The organism is Chryseobacterium sp. WX (assembly GCF_029542485.1).
Taxonomy (GTDB): domain Bacteria; phylum Bacteroidota; class Bacteroidia; order Flavobacteriales; family Weeksellaceae; genus Chryseobacterium; species Chryseobacterium cucumeris.
Window position 1 is genome coordinate 5,186,483 of sequence record NZ_CP120710.1, and the last position, 16,753, is coordinate 5,203,235.

General features: G+C 37.0%; 13 protein-coding genes. 9 read left to right on the forward strand and 4 right to left on the reverse strand.

What is annotated here, in order from left to right; all coding sequences use genetic code 11:
* Nucleotides 1-6: 6 nt before the first annotated feature.
* Nucleotides 7-363 carry a 50S ribosomal protein L19 gene (rplS, locus tag PZ898_RS23760; RefSeq protein WP_002980648.1) on the reverse strand — a complete coding sequence of 119 codons (357 nt, stop codon included), beginning with the start codon at nt 361-363 and terminating at the stop codon, nt 7-9.
* A 295-nt stretch (nt 364-658) separates the two neighbouring features.
* On the opposite strand from rplS, the gene PZ898_RS23765 reads away from it, so the two are divergent.
* Entirely contained in the window at nt 659-3,397 is a 2,739-nt protein-coding gene (locus PZ898_RS23765; RefSeq protein ID WP_277694413.1) for a fibronectin type III domain-containing protein, read from the forward strand.
* Between the two features lie 173 nt (nt 3,398-3,570).
* Here the strand turns inward: PZ898_RS23765 and PZ898_RS23770 are convergent, their stop codons facing one another.
* Nucleotides 3,571-5,112 carry a membrane-binding protein gene (locus PZ898_RS23770; protein WP_277694414.1) on the reverse strand — a complete coding sequence of 514 codons (1,542 nt, stop codon included), beginning with the start codon at nt 5,110-5,112 and terminating at the stop codon, nt 3,571-3,573.
* A gap of 381 nt (nt 5,113-5,493) precedes the next feature.
* Here PZ898_RS23770 and PZ898_RS23775 point away from each other — a divergent pair, with 381 nt between their 5' ends.
* Nucleotides 5,494-6,195, forward strand: coding sequence for a CoA transferase subunit A (locus tag PZ898_RS23775; RefSeq protein ID WP_062671053.1), 702 nt, complete (start codon nt 5,494-5,496; stop codon nt 6,193-6,195).
* A gap of 50 nt (nt 6,196-6,245) precedes the next feature.
* Here PZ898_RS23775 and PZ898_RS23780 read toward each other — a convergent pair whose 3' ends face one another.
* Complete coding sequence (locus PZ898_RS23780; protein ID WP_277694415.1) at nt 6,246-8,048, reverse strand: ABC transporter ATP-binding protein; 1,803 nt, start codon at nt 8,046-8,048, stop codon at nt 6,246-6,248.
* A 124-nt stretch (nt 8,049-8,172) separates the two neighbouring features.
* On the opposite strand from PZ898_RS23780, the gene PZ898_RS23785 reads away from it, so the two are divergent.
* Nucleotides 8,173-8,826 carry a CoA transferase subunit B gene (locus PZ898_RS23785; protein WP_105703093.1) on the forward strand — a complete coding sequence of 218 codons (654 nt, stop codon included), beginning with the start codon at nt 8,173-8,175 and terminating at the stop codon, nt 8,824-8,826.
* 340 nt (nt 8,827-9,166) lie between these two features.
* On the opposite strand, the gene PZ898_RS23790 is transcribed toward PZ898_RS23785, so the two are convergent.
* Nucleotides 9,167-9,976, reverse strand: coding sequence for a DUF4197 domain-containing protein (locus tag PZ898_RS23790; protein ID WP_120230484.1), 810 nt, complete (start codon nt 9,974-9,976; stop codon nt 9,167-9,169).
* A 269-nt stretch (nt 9,977-10,245) separates the two neighbouring features.
* On the opposite strand from PZ898_RS23790, the gene PZ898_RS23795 reads away from it, so the two are divergent.
* From PZ898_RS23795 to PZ898_RS23820, 6 genes are all read left to right on the forward strand, one after another.
* Nucleotides 10,246-12,468, forward strand: a complete 2,223-nt coding sequence (locus PZ898_RS23795) for a family 20 glycosylhydrolase (RefSeq protein WP_277694416.1) — start codon at nt 10,246-10,248, stop codon at nt 12,466-12,468.
* 10 nt (nt 12,469-12,478) lie between these two features.
* Nucleotides 12,479-13,120: a Crp/Fnr family transcriptional regulator gene (locus PZ898_RS23800; protein ID WP_062671045.1), complete on the forward strand. Its 642-nt coding sequence runs from the start codon at nt 12,479-12,481 to the stop codon at nt 13,118-13,120.
* A 264-nt stretch (nt 13,121-13,384) separates the two neighbouring features.
* The gene (locus tag PZ898_RS23805; RefSeq protein WP_120230486.1) at nt 13,385-14,179 is read left to right on the forward strand and encodes a sulfite exporter TauE/SafE family protein; all 795 of its coding nucleotides are present in this window, start codon (nt 13,385-13,387) and stop codon (nt 14,177-14,179) included.
* Between the two features lie 82 nt (nt 14,180-14,261).
* Complete coding sequence (locus PZ898_RS23810; RefSeq protein WP_277694417.1) at nt 14,262-15,677, forward strand: MBL fold metallo-hydrolase; 1,416 nt, start codon at nt 14,262-14,264, stop codon at nt 15,675-15,677.
* 5 nt (nt 15,678-15,682) lie between these two features.
* On the forward strand, nt 15,683-16,246 hold the full coding sequence (locus tag PZ898_RS23815) for a YeeE/YedE thiosulfate transporter family protein (RefSeq protein WP_277694418.1): 564 nt from the start codon (nt 15,683-15,685) through the stop codon (nt 16,244-16,246).
* A 26-nt stretch (nt 16,247-16,272) separates the two neighbouring features.
* Complete coding sequence (locus tag PZ898_RS23820) at nt 16,273-16,752, forward strand: DUF6691 family protein (protein ID WP_277694419.1); 480 nt, start codon at nt 16,273-16,275, stop codon at nt 16,750-16,752.
* Nucleotide 16,753 lies beyond the last annotated feature (1 nt).

The window sequence follows — 16,753 nt, forward strand, 5'->3', positions numbered from 1 at the left end:
TCTGAATTATTTCTTCTTGTAAGCAGCGTCTTTGATTCTTGCTTTTTTACCTCTAAGGTCTCTGAAGTAGTAAATTCTAGCTCTTCTAACTCTACCTCTTCTATCAACTTCGATTTTTTGAAGTGCAGGCATGTTAATAGGGAATACTCTTTCTACACCTACATCACCACTCATTTTTCTGATAGTGAAAGTTTTTGTAGAACCAGTACCTCTTAATTGGATAACTGTTCCTTTGAAGAACTGAGTTCTGGTCTTTTGTCCTTCTTTAATTTCGTAATACACAGTAATTGTATCACCTGCTTTGAATTCAGGGAATTCTTTTTTCGCAATGTACTTGTCTTGTACGTACTTTAATAAATCCATTATTAATAAAATAAAATGTTAAAGCTAAGCAACTTACACGTTCTTCGTCAGAGGTTGAATAACAGGTTGCAAATGTACAAAATAGTTTTTGAATACACCAAATATTTAATGTGCTAAAAACTATAATTTTTTCATTCCGGTTTCGCTGAAAAATTAACGGTTTCTTTAAAATACCATCAGACAGAGTTTATATGGGAACTCTACTTTTGCCCGAAGTAAAAAATCTTAGCAAGGATTTTTAAATAGTTGATTTACAATTCGAAATTCTATATGTTATTTTAAAACGAAAACGATTATGAAACATTATTTCTTCTTTTTTTGTTTCGCGGTCCAGATGGCTTTCGGGCAGGCTTTGTTCCCTTATTTACAAAACCCGACTCCGAATTCTATGATCGTCAATTGGAAAACAGCTTCCAATAATGAAACAACAGTAATCTACGGAAATTCTCCAGCGAATCTGAATGTTACCGTAACGGGAACTACCAACATCTTCTCAGATACGGGATACAACAACAATTACTATTATCACACGGCAAAGATTACGAACCTTCAGCCGAATACCAAATATTATTATAAGATCAAAACAGGAACCAGTGAGTCTGCTGTTTACAATTTTAGAACACTTCCTTTACCGGGACAGGCTGTAACTGCCAATGGAAAGATCCGCTTCCTTATTATGGGGGACAACCAGATCAAAGCAGAACCGAGATATGATACGCTTACTTTGAATGCCTATAAAAAATTAAAGGAAAAATTCGGAGCTGCTTCAGATCCGTCAGATAATATTGCGCTTACTTTTATGGTAGGTGACCAGGTAGACGTAGGTACATTGGACCATTATGAAAATGTTCACTTTAAAAAGAATATCAAATTATCACCTTATCTGCCTATTCAGACAACGGTAGGAAATCATGAAACTTACGGAACGATGGGAATGAATTCCTACTATGCCCATTTTTATATTGATGAAATCAGTTATAAAGGTATAAGCTCAGGAAATGAAAATTATTATGCCCAGCAGGCAGGAAATGTATTATTTGTAAGTTTAAGTTCTGAACATACAGGATCAGCACAGCAAACGTGGCTTCAGCAGATTTTAACGGCAGCCAACAATGATTCTACGGTAGACTGGATTATTTCTTTAAGTCACAGACCTTATCAGGCTGAGCAGTATGTGGGAGATATTTCTACATGGGTAAGAGAAAATGCCGTACCGCTTCTGGTAACTTCTGATAAATATTTAATGCACGTAGGAGCCCACCATCATTTATACCACAGAGGTCAGCTTAAAAACACACCGAATTATCAGATTATTTCCGGAGGAACTGCATGGGATCAGTATTGGGGAATGTCTAATGAACAGGATTTTGACGATGTTCAGAAAACTTTGACAGACTGGACCTATCAGATCGTGGAAGTAGATGTCCCAACCGGAAAAGTAGATGTCGAATGTTATTCAATCGGTGGAATTTACAATAAGAAAAACAATGTGTTGGTAGATTCTTTCCACAGATATAAAAATCAACCTAAACCTGCAAAACCATCCATTACCAATACGTTCTCAGGACCCATTACTTTACCTTTGACATTAAATGGAAGTGCATTTTCATCTTCTAACGGAGAGCTTTTAAATACAACACAGTTCCAGATCAGTAAAGCCTCGAACTTCTCTGTGATTGAAAAGGAATTCTACCGCGATTTTGAAAACTGGTTCGGAAAAGACGGAAACGGAACTCCTGATAAAACGAAAAACCTGAATGATGGAGTAGACATCACCAAAGCGACATTGGCAGCGAATTCTATTCCCAACGGAATCTATTATGTAAAAACACGTTACAGAGACAGAAACCTTGAGTGGAGCGACTGGAGTGATGTGAAGCAGTTCGAAATTACAGGAAGTGTAGTGTCAAATCCTACATTTACTTTAAACAAAACAGAATATGCACAAAATGAAGCAATTACGGCTACGTTTACAGGTGGTCCGGGAAATCAGCAGGATTGGGTAGGAATCTATAAAAAAGGACAAACTCCTGCTTCTACCACTTCACAAGGCTATATTTATACGAACGGGCAGAATGCTGGAACAGTGACTTTCAATAATGGTCTGGCTACTAAAGGTCAGTATTTTGCAGGATTCTTTGCAAATGGAGGATATACAGAAATCACTCCAAGAAAAAATTTCTATGTAGGACCGAAAGTACAGCTGCAGACTACTGCTGATACGTATCCTGTGGGAGGAACCGTTACTATTAATTTTACAAACGGACCCAACTTACAGAAAGACTGGATCGGAATTTACAAAATGGGACAAACTCCGGGAACTACAGCTTCTATCAAATGGAGCTATGTAACAACTGCATCAGGAACTCTTAATTTCACAGGACTTCCAAAAGGGTATTATTATGCTCAGTATTTATTGGAAGACGGATATAACGGAATCGGGGAGAAGGTGTTCTTCAAAGTAGGAGATATCGTTACTGATCTTTGGATCAACAAACCTGTTTATACCTTGGGTGAAAATATTACGGCTTCATGGACGGATTCTCCGGGAATTATCAAAGACTGGTTGGGAATCTATCCTCAAAGTGTTCAGACACCGGATGATAATTTTGTTTCTTATACCTATTTTGACGGAATAACTCAGGGAACAAAAACTATTCAGGGAACAGCAGTACCTGCAACACCGGGAAATTACTACATGGTGATGTTTACCAATGATTCCTACACAGAAGTTTCGAATAGAGTACAATTCCAGGTGGCTTCACCTATTTTAGGAACGGAAGAAACAAGAAGTACAGAGAAAAATGTAGTGTTGTATCCTAATCCAACCAAACCGGGACAGCCTACTTTTATTAAAAGTGATTATCCGATTGAAAAAATAGAACTGGTTTCAGCTTCGGGAGAATTACTGTATGTATCGAAAAATATCAATAACCAACGTTTCTCTTTGGTGAATGAAAATCTTCCGGCAGGCGTTTACTATGTAAAAGTACACGGAAGAAAACTATTTACTTTAAAACTGATTATTCAGTAAGATAAACACAACACAATTATTATGAAGAGGCTGTCAACAATGATAGCCTCTTTTTTATGGATGTAAAAAAGTATAATTTTCCATAATTATCTGTGAAAATCTGTGCCCGTTTGCGGTTAAACAAAAAACGGTTCCAAAAAAATGAAACCGCCTTTGATATATAGTTGTGGTAATTAGTCAAATAAATGGTGCAGATCATCCTCGTTAATCAGCGTCTGGTTTTCGGCAGAAGCATCTTCCTCCTGAGTATCGGCCAGCGTTTTAGTTTCCTGAATGAGCTTTCCATCCATATTATAAAGTTTTAACAAGATCCATTTCCCGCTGCGTTCAAGTTCTTTAGCTCCATCCCATGTTTTTATTCTGATTTTTCCACTTTGAATAACACCTGCTTTTACAGAAGACTTATTGGCAGGCTTTCCTTTTACATACTGTGTGATTTGTGCTGTGAAGGAATAATCTTCCCCGTCTTCAGTGATAGGTTGTGTAAATGTATATAGAATAGTGCCTTTGGGATCGTAAACGGTTGCATCATAGCCTGTTTGTTTAGCGTTCAGCTTTTTTTCAAAACTCAGTTTTGTATTGTCACCTTCAAAAAAGTTTTTGATATTTATGATAATACCTTCCTTATAAACAGTTTCACTAAAACCTTCATAAGTAGTACCATTATAAGGGATACCATCTTTGTATGTTAATGTAGATTTCAGCTTTCCATCCGGTGAATAATATTTGATTTCCTGGATAAGATCATCTTTTAAAAATTGCTCGGAGAATAACTTTCCGTCTTCATCAAAATATTTACTGGTTACCTTTGAGCCTTTGTCATAAGTATCAATAGAGGAAATCTGTGAATATTCATAAGCCAGATGATAATCATCCCCGTCTATTGGATTATAAATATCATTTTCCTTATCATATTGGTATACAAGATGACCTATTTTTTTTCCCGACTCATCGTAAGTGGTTTTATAGCCATCTTTTTTATTCATTTTCTGTTCCTGTAAGATCTTTCCGCTTTTGCTATAAATGACGCCTTCTTTTACACTGCCGTCCTTTCTGTATTTTTCTATCTTAGAAATCCTCATTGGGCTGGAATAGTAATCCACCATCATATTTTCACCCGCACCGGAAGTAGTACTGCTGCCAAGATATTTCCCTTTTTCACCGTAATATTTTGTTTCGGTATTACCGTCCTTATCAATGATAGTTTCATTTCTGATCCCTTTAATGTCATCATCATAAACGGTTGTTTTTACAGGCGTTGAGTTTTCGTAATCGACCAGAATATTAAAGACCATTCCATCTTCAGCATCCTTATAACTGAACATCTTTCCTGAAAAACTTCCGTCAGCTTTATATACTACATCTTCTGTCAGCCTGCCATTCATATCATAAGTCTGTGCCGGTCCAACCTGCTGTCCTTTGGAATAGGTGGCAAAATTCTGAACCTTTCCTTCTTCAGTATACCAGGTTACTTTTCCCTCAAAAATCTCACTGTTAGGAGTGGTGTCTGAAGCCAGTCCTTCCATTTGAAGTTTTCCGTCCTTATAGAAATCTTTGATAAGAGTAAGCTTTCCTTTAGGAGTCGTTTCACGGTAATATTCCATATTGTCCTGAGTAGTTTTTTCCCAGTTTTCATCGAAATACGTTTTTTCCTGTGCGCATACATTGATGCTGAGTACCAGTGCAAGTAATGCTGAGGTAAATAATTTTTTCATGTTTTTATGTAAGCTTTGATATTTTTATATGATTAGTGAGATGGCAGATATTGAAAGAGAGCTTCATAGAGATCAAAAGAAGTGATGAGGACAGTAGTAATCTGCCATAAAATAATTTCTACATTAAAGTTGTGTTTAAATTTCCGTCGGAACTGAAAAACAGTATTTCCGGCTTTGAGAGGGCAAATATAGATGAAATTGATGAAAAATAAGATAAAAAATGAACAGACTTGTTCAGTTTTAGATGTAATGTTTTGATTATGATGTTTTTAAAAGTTTCAGATCGATTTTTAAAAAATGTATCAAATTCAGTAATGTTTCCCCTCATAGGATATACAAGAAAATTTATTAAATTTAGCCAACAGAAAAATCTAATATTTCATGATAGATAAAAGAGTAAAAAATGCAAAGGAGGCCATCGAAGGAATTAATGATGGAATGACACTGATGCTAGGTGGATTCGGACTTTGCGGAATTCCTGAAAACTCAATCAATGCTTTGGTAGAAAGCGATGTGAAAGATCTGACCTGTATTTCAAACAATGCAGGAGTAGATGATTTCGGATTAGGACTATTGCTTCACAAAAGGCAGATTAAGAAAATGATTTCTTCTTATGTAGGAGAAAATGCTGAATTTGAAAGACAAATGCTTTCAGGTGAATTAGATGTAGAACTAACTCCTCAGGGAACTTTAGCTGAAAAATGCAGAGCTGCCCAGGCCGGAATTCCGGCATTTTATACACCTGCAGGGTATGGAACTGAAGTAGCAGAAGGGAAAGAGGTAAAAGAATTCAAAGGAAAACCTCATATTCTGGAGCATGCATATGATGCAGACTTTTCTATCGTAAAAGCATGGAAAGGTGATCATGCAGGAAATCTTATTTTCAAGGGATCTGCAAGAAACTTCAACCACCCAATGGCAGGTGCGGCAAAAATTACCATTGCTGAAGTGGAAGAACTTGTAGAACCGGGGCAATTAGATCCGAACGAAATTCATATTCCGGGAATCATGGTTCAGAGAATTTTCCAGGGAGAAAAATTTGAAAAAAGAATTGAGCAGAGAACTGTAAGAACTAAAGAATAAGTTCAAAACAATAAAAACAAAAAGCGCTGAATCGATGTTCAGCGCTTTTTTTATGCTTGGGGAGTAAGTGTTTTTCTTTCTCCGATCTGTTGTCTCCACATTGCGTAGTACAACCCTTTTTCGTCAATGAGATTGGCGTGAGAACCCGTTTCTACAATCTGTCCGCGTTCAAGAACATAAATTTTATCAGCATGCATAATGGTACTTAAACGGTGGGCAATCAGGACGGTGATCTGTTCTCTTTCTTTCGAAATTTCTTTGATCGTCGTAGTGATTTCTTCTTCGGTGATACTGTCAAGAGCAGAAGTGGCTTCATCAAAAATCAAAAGATGAGGTTTTCTTAAAAGAGCTCTTGCAATGGCAATTCTTTGTTTTTCACCACCACTCAGTTTCAGACCTCCTTCACCGATAACGGTTTCAATTCCTTTCTCAGCCCTTTCCAATAATGCGGTACAGCTTGATTTCTGTAAAGCAATTGCCAGTTCCTCTTCCGTAGCGGAAGGATTAACGAAAAGAAGGTTTTCTTTAATAGTTCCCGCAAATAACTGGGTATCCTGTGTTACAAAACCAATCTGGTTTCTCAGTTCATCAAAATCAAATTCCTTTCCATTGATTCCATTGTAAAAAATATTTCCTTCCTGAGGTCTGTACAATCCAACCAATAGTTTCACCAGGGTACTTTTTCCGGAACCGCTCGGTCCTACAAAAGCAATGGTCTCACCGTTTTTAAGATCAAAAGAAATATTATTTAAAGCTTTATACTGTGCAGACTGATGCTTGAATGAAACATGTTTGAATTCCAGTTCCTCAATAGCCCCGATTTGTTTTGGGTGAAGAGGTTTTTCTTCTACCTCTTTTTTCATCAAACGGTCGAAATTCTGAAGAGAAGCTTCTGCCTCACGATAAGAAATAATAATGTTTCCAATTTCCTGCATTGGTCCGAAAATAAAGAAACCATAAAACATCAGAGATAAATACTGACCTGGTGTAACAATATTCTTAAAAATTAAATACAATAAAGTCAGAGTAATCATCTGCTGAAGAAAATTGACCATTGTTCCCTGAATAAAGCTCAAAGAACGGATGCTTTTTACCTTTCTCAGTTCAAGGCCAAGAATCTTATACGTATTGTTATTTAAACGGATTACTTCCTGATTGGTTAATCCTAAACTTTTAACAATTTCAATGTTTCTAAGACTTTCAGTAGTACTTCCGGCTAAAGCGGTGGTTTCCGTTACGATATTTTTCTGGATCACTTTGATTCTTTTACTCAATAAATTGGTGACAATGGCAATAAAGAAAATTCCACAGATATAAACAGGCATAATAGACCAGTGTAAACGGATCGCATACACCGAGACAAAAATAATACTGACGAGAATTCCGAAGAAAATATTAATGAAATTAGTGATGAATTTTACCGTATCCTCTCTTACTTTTGTTAAAATAGACAGCGTTTCACCGCTTCTCTGGTCTTCAAATTCCTGATAAGGCAGTGCCATCGAATGCTTTAAGCCGTCTGTAAATATTTTCGCTCCAAACTTTTGAGTAATCACACTGACTACATAATCCTGAAAAGCTTTGGCAATTCTGCTTACCATTGCAGTTCCGATAAGCAGTCCCAAGAAGTAAAAAGCACCGTGATATAAAGAGCTTCCGTATAAATATTCATTCAGGCTTCTGGGCAATAGCTTTTCTTTATCAAAAAAGTTGGGATGGGTAACCAGCTGATCAAGGATATTTCCTGTGATCGCCGGAGCAAATAAAGAAAAAACCTGATTGACAGTAGCCAAAAATAAAGAGATGATTATCAGCCACTGATAAGGTTTTAGATATCTAAAAAGTATTTTCATTCTATTAAAAAATAATGGAACAAAATTACAGATATTATTTTAACTAACAGTGTTAATTATTGAATACAACAAAGCTCTTTTGTATTCAAGTGAAAATAATTAAATTGCAGTCTAAGTTTTTATTATGCTTACAAAAGAACAAATTGCCAAAAGAATTTCAAAAGAACTGAAAGATCGTTATTATGTAAACCTGGGAATTGGAATTCCTACTTTGGTTGCCAACTATGTTCCGGAAGGTATTTCCGTAGAATTCCAGAGTGAAAACGGAGTATTGGGTATGGGGCCTTTTCCTTTCGAAGGAGAAGAAGATGCTGATATCATCAATGCCGGAAAACAGACTATTACTATTCTGGAAGGAGGTTCATTCTTTGATTCAGCCTTCAGTTTCGGGATGATCCGTGGTCAGAAAGTGGACCTTACCATTCTTGGAGCAATGGAAGTTTCGGAAAACGGAGATATTGCCAACTGGAAGATTCCCGGAAAAATGGTAAAAGGAATGGGAGGTGCGATGGACCTTGTAGCTTCTGCTGAAAATATTATTGTAGCCATGATGCACGTAAACAAAGCAGGAGAAAGTAAAATTCTTAAAAAATGTACACTTCCTTTAACGGGTGTAAACTGTGTGAAAAAAGTAGTGACGGAATTAGCTGTTCTGGATGTAACTCCGGAAGGATTCAAGCTGGTGGAAAGAGCACCGGGAGTTTCAGTAGAAGATATTATCAAAGCAACAGAAGCAGATCTGATTATTGAAGGAGAGATTCCTGAAATGCAGTTCTAATCTGATAATAAATAAAAAAGTTTCGGCCTCACAAAGTGAGGCCGAAACTTTTTAAAGACGACATCGGAACTCGCAGCGTCAAAAAAATAAGTCCTGTGAACGTTAAGAAAATTCTCCTGTCCGAAGCGCGAGGCAAAATCAGAACCGATAAAGAATAATGATTCGCGCAAGTTTAGAATTTTTAGAGAACAGGACTTATTTTTAGCGGAGAGGTCCAGGTCTTGAACTTTTGTTTCTTTTGTTTGACTACGTCGAATCTTCGATTTCAAGACAAAAGAAATTAAACATAAAAAAACTGCTTCATCATGAAACAGCTTTTATATATTTAGTCTAATCTTATTTATTTCCCATCCTGCGCTCCAAAAACCTTCTGCAAAATACTTGTAGTTCTCATGGCAGGTGTATTTCTGATTCCGCTTTCCTTATCTGCTACCATTTTAAAAACTCCATTAATGGTTTCTGTAGTAACATATTCGTTAAGATCTGTAGTAACAGCCTGTCCGGTAAACGTATTGTATTTTGAAATCAGGTTTTTCCAAAGCGTATCAGCACCTACTTTCCCTAAAGAAGCTTTTACTTTGGGTTGAAAGGCATTGAACAGCTGAGTCTGGGTTTTTCCCTGCAGATAACTTGTTGCGGCGTTATTACTCCCTAATAAAATGTTTTTGGCATCTGTAATCGTCATAGAAGTAATAGCATTTGTAAAAATAGGTGCAGCTTCTGTTACGGCATCTTCAGCAGCTCTGTTTAACAATTTTACGCCTTCGTCCGCAAGGCTTCCCATTCCGATGGAACGTAGTGTTGTATCAATTTTTCTTAATTTTTCAGGCATTAAAATCTTTACGGCTTCATTCTTGAAAAAACCATCCGTTACCGCTAGTTTTTTTACTCCATCCGTTACGCCCATACTTAAGGCCTCTTTTAATCCTGAAGAAATCTGACTTGAAGTAAGGTTTCCAATATTGGCAGATGAATTACCTGAAGTGGTAGTCGTCGTCTTAGTAGAAGTTACCGTACCATTATTTTTAACAGGAACATTAAGATCTACACCTGTTTTGTCTTTAACAGCAGATTTTATAATATCAAAAATTTGTGCCTGAGCTGATAAAGAAAATAATAAAGCGGCTGCCAGAAAAATATTTTTTTTCATCTTATTTTTTTACAAATTTAAACCTTTAATTTTTTTAAGTCGACTAAATTGATCAAAAAGCAAACCACAATATCCCATATTTAATAGAATAATATCTATATAGAATGATTGCAAACTTTAAATTATTCATTTTACAGGAGTCTGAAATAGGGTATTTAATTTGTTTTTAAAAAGGCTCAAAGAGTTTTGAAAAATAATTATCTTAGCTCAAACCTTAACTCCATCTCATGATACGGACTTTTCTAGTACTCTTTGTATTGATTTCAAACATGATTTTTGCCCAAAATAAATTAAATCTAATCCCTTATCCTCAAAAAGTTCAACTTTTACAGGGTGAATTTGCAATACCAAAAGCTTTCGTATTAAGTGGTGATCTGCCAAAAGAGGAAACAGAATATTTCAAAAAGAGAATAGGTTCTCAGGTGGAATTTCAATATGCTAAGAAGGGTGGTGAAATTCATTTAACGAATTCTATAATTCCTCAGGCATCAGGAGCAGATTCTGAACAGAAAAAAGAGTATTACTCCATAGAAATTTCTCCAAAACAGATACATATAAAGTCTTACACTAAACAAGGATACTTTCTGGCTCTTCAAACTTTGATCCAGCTTATTGAACAGTATAAAGAAGGAAAGAATATTCCGGCTATGAAAATCGAAGATCAGCCGAAATTTGCATGGAGAGGAATGCACCTGGATGTCTGCCGCCACTTTTTCACAGTAGATGAAGTGAAGCAGTATATAGATTATCTGGCGATGTATAAACTGAACACTTTCCATTGGCATTTAACGGATGATCAGGGATGGAGAATTGAAATCAAAAAATATCCTAAACTGACGCAAATTGGCTCAAAGCGTAAAGAATCAATGATCGGAGCCTATGTGGATAACACGTTTGATGGAAAACCTTACGGTCCTTATTTTTATACACAGGAACAAATAAAAGACGTGGTGAAATATGCTCAGGACAGACACATTACTGTGGTCCCTGAAATTGAAATGCCTGGGCATGCTTTGGCCGCACTGTCTGCATATCCTGAACTGGCATGTACCAAAGGTCCTTTTGAACCTGCTACAAAATGGGGCGTTTTTGATGATGTTTTCTGCCCGAAAGATGAAACTTTTACGTTTCTTGAAAATGTTCTGGATGAGGTAATCCAATTATTCCCTTCCCGATACATTCATATTGGAGGTGATGAGTGCCCGAAAACAAGATGGAAGGAATGTGCACACTGCCAGGAGCTGATTAAGAAAAATAATTTAAAAGATGAACACGGCTTACAGAGCTACTTTATTCATCGGATTGAAAAATATGTTAACAGTAAAGGGCGAAAAATCATAGGCTGGGACGAGATTTTAGAAGGCGGATTAGCTCCCAACGCCGCTGTGATGAGCTGGACAGGCGTGAATGGAGGTATTGAAGCTGCAAAATCAAAACACTTTGCCGTAATGACTCCTGGTGCCTACTGTTATTTTGACCATTATCAGGGAGATCCACAGTCTGAACCTAATGCTTTTGGAGGATTTACTCCGCTGGAAAAAGTCTATTCCTATAATCCTATCCCTTCCGAACTGAATGCAGAACAGTCCCAATATATTATGGGTGTTCAGGCGAATCTGTGGACAGAATATATTTTAGATTTTAAGCAGGTACAGTACATGATTTTCCCAAGATTAATGGCACTTTCTGAAGTGGGATGGGGAACCTCAGATCCTAAAAACTATAAAGAATTTGAAAACAGAGTGATTAACCAGTTTAAAGTTCTGGATGGTATGAAGGTCAACTATGCCAGAAGCATTTATAACATCACCGGAAAAGTAATTCCTTCCAATAACGGAATTGCTTATGAACTGTCTACTTCGCAGAATTCAAACGGTATCCGATATACGCTGGATGGAACGAACCCTTCCATCAATTCTAAAACGTATCAGACGGCAGTTGAGATTCCTAATTCTTTAACCATTAAATCAGCTTATTTTGAAGAGGGGCAGTTGAAAAGTGCCGTGTCTACACAGCAATTTACCATTTCAAAGACTACCGGAAAAAAGATAACTTTAGAACAACAACCTAGCGAAAACTATTCTTTTGGAGGTGCTTTCACCTTAGTAGATGGTATTATCGGAAATGTAAAACAACTGGGTAAAACATGGCTGGGCTTTCAGGGAAAAGATGTAGTGGCAACAATAGATTTGGGGCAGAAAACAACTTTTTCAGAAGTGTATTTCAATACCCTTGAAAATAAAGGAAGCTGGATTCATCTGGCTAAATCTGCAAAGATTTTTGTTTCTGATGATAATAAGAATTTCAAACTGATTAAAGAGATCGGCACGCCTGAAATTCAGAAGGCCGGCGGAAAAATCAAAGTGAATGTAGGAACGCAGAACGCGAAATACCTGAAAGTAACTATTGAAAATGCAGGCATTATTCCGGCAGGAAATCCTGGTGCAGATTCCAAAGCATGGTTGTTTGTTGATGAAATTGGCGTAAATTAGAATAAAAAAAATGCAGAACGACACGATACTTTCTTCAGAATTCTCATCATCACCAGAATTGGTAGAAAAACTGTATCAATATGGTATAACGAAGAATTACCATCAAGGAGATATTATTCTAGATGAAAATGCTTCCATCCGTTCCATTCCTATTGTGATGAAAGGAATGCTGAAAGTGATCAGAACGGAAGAAGATGGGCGTGAAATTTTACTGTACTACATCAAAGCAGGAGAAAGTTGTATCATGTCTTTTCTGGGCGGTATGCATAATGAAAAAAGCATTGTAAAAGCTGAGATTGAAGAAGATGCGGAAATTCTTTTTCTGCCGGTAGACAAAGTCTCTTTATTCATCAAAGAACATCCGGAATGGCTGGATTATATCTTCAGACTGTATCATAAAAGATTTGAAGAGCTATTAGATATCATCAATGCCATCGCTTTCAAAAAAGTAGACGAAAGACTTCTCAACCTATTGCAGAAAAAATCTGAACTCACCGGCTCTGAAACCATTCATACCACTCATGAGCAGCTTGCCAATGAGCTGGGAACCGCAAGAGTAGTGGTGTCAAGACTTTTGAAGCAACTGGAAGAAGACGGAAAACTCATGTTAGGCAGAAATAAAATTACCCTCCTGAAAGCCCTGAACTCATAAATTCTCTCTCAATTTAATCAAAAATACTCATATTTCCCTTTCTTGGAAGGGTGGCAAAAGTTCAAAGAATTTTTGACGGGGTATTTAAAGCCATTGCGAAGCAAAGGTGAAGCAATCTCAAAGAAGCGGAATTACTCTAAATTCTTTGTGTCCTTTGTGAAACCATTAGTCTTCATTTGTGTTAAAAAATCTCCTTATGTAACAAAAGTAGCTGTAGCTTTCTTTCCGCATTCCCATTTTTGCATCAGAATTAGTTGAATAAAAATGGAAATTATAGGATATGCAGCCGCAGTTTTAATAGGAGTTTCTCTCGGTTTAATAGGAGGTGGAGGAAGTATTCTCACGGTTCCCGTACTTGTTTATCTCTTCGGGATTGATGCTTTTCTGGCAACAGAATATTCTCTCTTTGTAGTGGGAATCAGCAGTCTTGTAGGCTCTGTATCCTATTTTAAAAAGGGATTGGTTAATTTTAAGATGGCTTTGGTATTCGGACTTCCTTCGGTAATTTCTATCTTTCTGACCAGAATATATCTTCTTCCTTTAATTCCTGAAAACGTATTCCAGATACAGAACTTTACGGTTACCAAAAATATTTTTTTACTACTGATTTTTGCAGGCTTAATGATTCTGGCTTCCTATAAAATGATAAAAAGAAATTCTTCAGAAGAATCTTTAGAATGCATTACGAATAAGAATAGTGCTTTTCTGGCAGCAGGACAGGGTTCAATAGTAGGTGTTTTAACTGGATTGGTAGGAGCAGGAGGCGGTTTTATGATTATCCCGGCATTAGTGAATCTATTAAAAGTGCCCATGAAAACTGCAATAGGAACTTCCTTAATGATTATTTCTTTCAATTCTTTAATCGGTTTCCTCTCTTCAGTAAACCAGGTGAAAATAGAATGGAAACTGCTGGTTTCTATTACGGTGATTGCTGTTGCAGGAATTATAATGGGCTCAAAACTATCAAAAAAGATAGACGGCAAAAAACTGAAACCTGCATTTGGGTGGTTTATCCTGATCATGGGTATTTATATCATTACAAAAGAAATCTTCCTTTAATGTTCTTATGTAACAAAAGTAGCTGTACGGGAAAGCAGAAAGCTGGAAATTTGTATCAGATAACAAATCAAAATAAAATAAAATGAAAATAGAACAGATTTATACAGGATGCCTTGCACAGGGTGCTTACTATATTACTTCAGCCGGCGAAGCCGCAATTATTGATCCTTTAAGAGAAACACAGCCTTATATCAACAGACTGAAGGACGATGGAGTAGAATTGAAGTACATCTTTGAAACTCATTTTCATGCAGATTTTGTCAGCGGACATCTGGATTTAAGCCTTAAAACCGGAGCTCCAATTGTTTATGGACCGACAGCCAATCCCGAGTTTGATGCTGTTATTGCAGAAGATGAACAGATATTTGAACTAGGAGATATTAAAATTAAAGTTCTTCATACACCAGGACACACGCTTGAAAGTTCGTGTTATGTCTTGATTGATGAAAATGGTAATGAAAAGGCTCTTTTTAGCGGTGATACCTTGTTCCTTGGAGATGTAGGCCGTCCTGATCTGGCACAGAAAGGAGCAAATATGACTCAGGAAGAGCTGGCAGGTCTTTTATATGATAGTTTGTATCATAAAATTCTGCCTTTACAAGATGATATTACGGTTTATCCCGCTCATGGAGCCGGTTCAGCCTGCGGCAAAAATATGCAGAAAGAAACCGTAGATACATTGGGAAATCAAAAAAGAACCAATTATGCCTTGAATCAAAAGGATAAACAGAGTTTTATACAAGAAGTAACAGATGGGCTTTTGCCTCCGCCAGCTTATTTCGGAATGAATGTGATGATGAATAAAAAAGGGTACAGTAGTTTTGATGAAGTACTTTCAAAAGGGTTGCACGCTCTTTCTCCTGAACAGTTTGAGGAAATTGCTGAAGCCTCAGGTGCTTTGATTTTAGATGTAAGATCCAATCGTGAATTTGCCAAAGGTTTTATCCCACAGTCTATCAATATAGGATTGGATGGTGATTTTGCCCCGTGGGTAGGAGCTTTAATTGCTGATGTCAGCCAGCCTATTCTGCTGGTTACTGAAAAAGGATATGAAGAAGAAGCGGTAACCCGTTTGAGCAGAGTAGGATTCGATCATATTTTAGGTTTTCTGGACGGAGGTTTTGAAAGCTGGAAAAAAAGCGGAAAGGAAACAGACTTTGTCAACCGAATCTCTGCAGAACAGTTTGAAACCGAAATCAAAGAAAAAGAAGCCAAAATCATTGATATAAGAAAAGAAAGTGAATACAACGCAGAACATATTCATGAAGCTTACAGCAAACCTCTGGCCTATATCAACGAATGGATTCATAAGATAAAACCAACAGAACATTTCTACATGCATTGTGGTAGCGGTTACAGAAGTACAATGGCAGCAAGCATCCTTCAGGCAAGAGGATACAGAAACTTTTCAGAAATTGAAGGAGGTTTTAAAGCAATTAGCTCTACAGAGATTCCTAAAAGTGATTTTGTGTGTCAGACTAAAATTTTAAATAAGTAAAAAAAATGTTAGAAATTATAAAAGAACCCTGGCCATGGTATGTTGCCGGACCATTGATTGGACTTACCGTTCCTGCTTTATTGATTATGGGAAATAAATCCTTTGGAATCAGTTCCTCGCTGAGACATATCTGTGCAGCCTGTATTCCTGCCAATGTAAATTTTTTCAAATACAACTGGAAAAAAGAGGCCTGGAATTTATTTTTTGTACTGGGGATTTTCTTCGGAGGATTGATTACATCCCAATTTTTAGTGAATCCTAATGAAATAACAGTCAATCCCAATCTGAAAGCAGAATTGGCAGGATATGGAATCACAAATTACAGTAATCTGGTTCCGGAACAACTGATGAATTTCGAAAGCCTGTTGACTCTGAGAGGATTTATTATGATGGTAGTGGGTGGGTTTTTGGTTGGTTTCGGAACAAGATATGCAGGCGGATGTACGAGCGGTCATGCAATCATGGGACTTTCCAACTTACAGTGGCCTTCTTTGGGGGCAACAGTCTGTTTTATGATTGGTGGCTTTTTAATGGCTAACCTTATTTTGCCTATCATCCTTTCCCTATAAGTATAATTTAAAAAGAGAATTGCATTATGATCAAAGAAAAAGAACAATATATATATACCACTTGTGTAAACGAAAGTACGGCTAACCATCCATGGTATCACAATCTGAAATACCTCGCCGCTGGAATTATTTTCGGGATTATTTTTGTGAAAGCAGAAGTGATCAGCTGGTTCAGGATACAGGAAATGTTCCGTCTGCAGTCTTTCCATATGTACGGAATCATTGGAAGTGCCGTATTGGTGGGAATGATTTCAGTGTGGCTGATTAAAAAATTTAAGGTAAAATCAATTGACGGGGAACCTATTACTCTGGCACCTAAAAAGTTTAATAAAGGTCAGATCTATGGAGGATTGATATTTGGTTTTGGCTGGGCCATTACCGGAGCCTGTCCCGGACCTCTTTTTGCTCAGATTGGAACAGGAGCTTTAGCAGTATCTGTTACTTTGTTAAGTGCAATTGCCGGAACATGGGTATATGGATATTTCAGAGATAAACTGCCTCATTAAT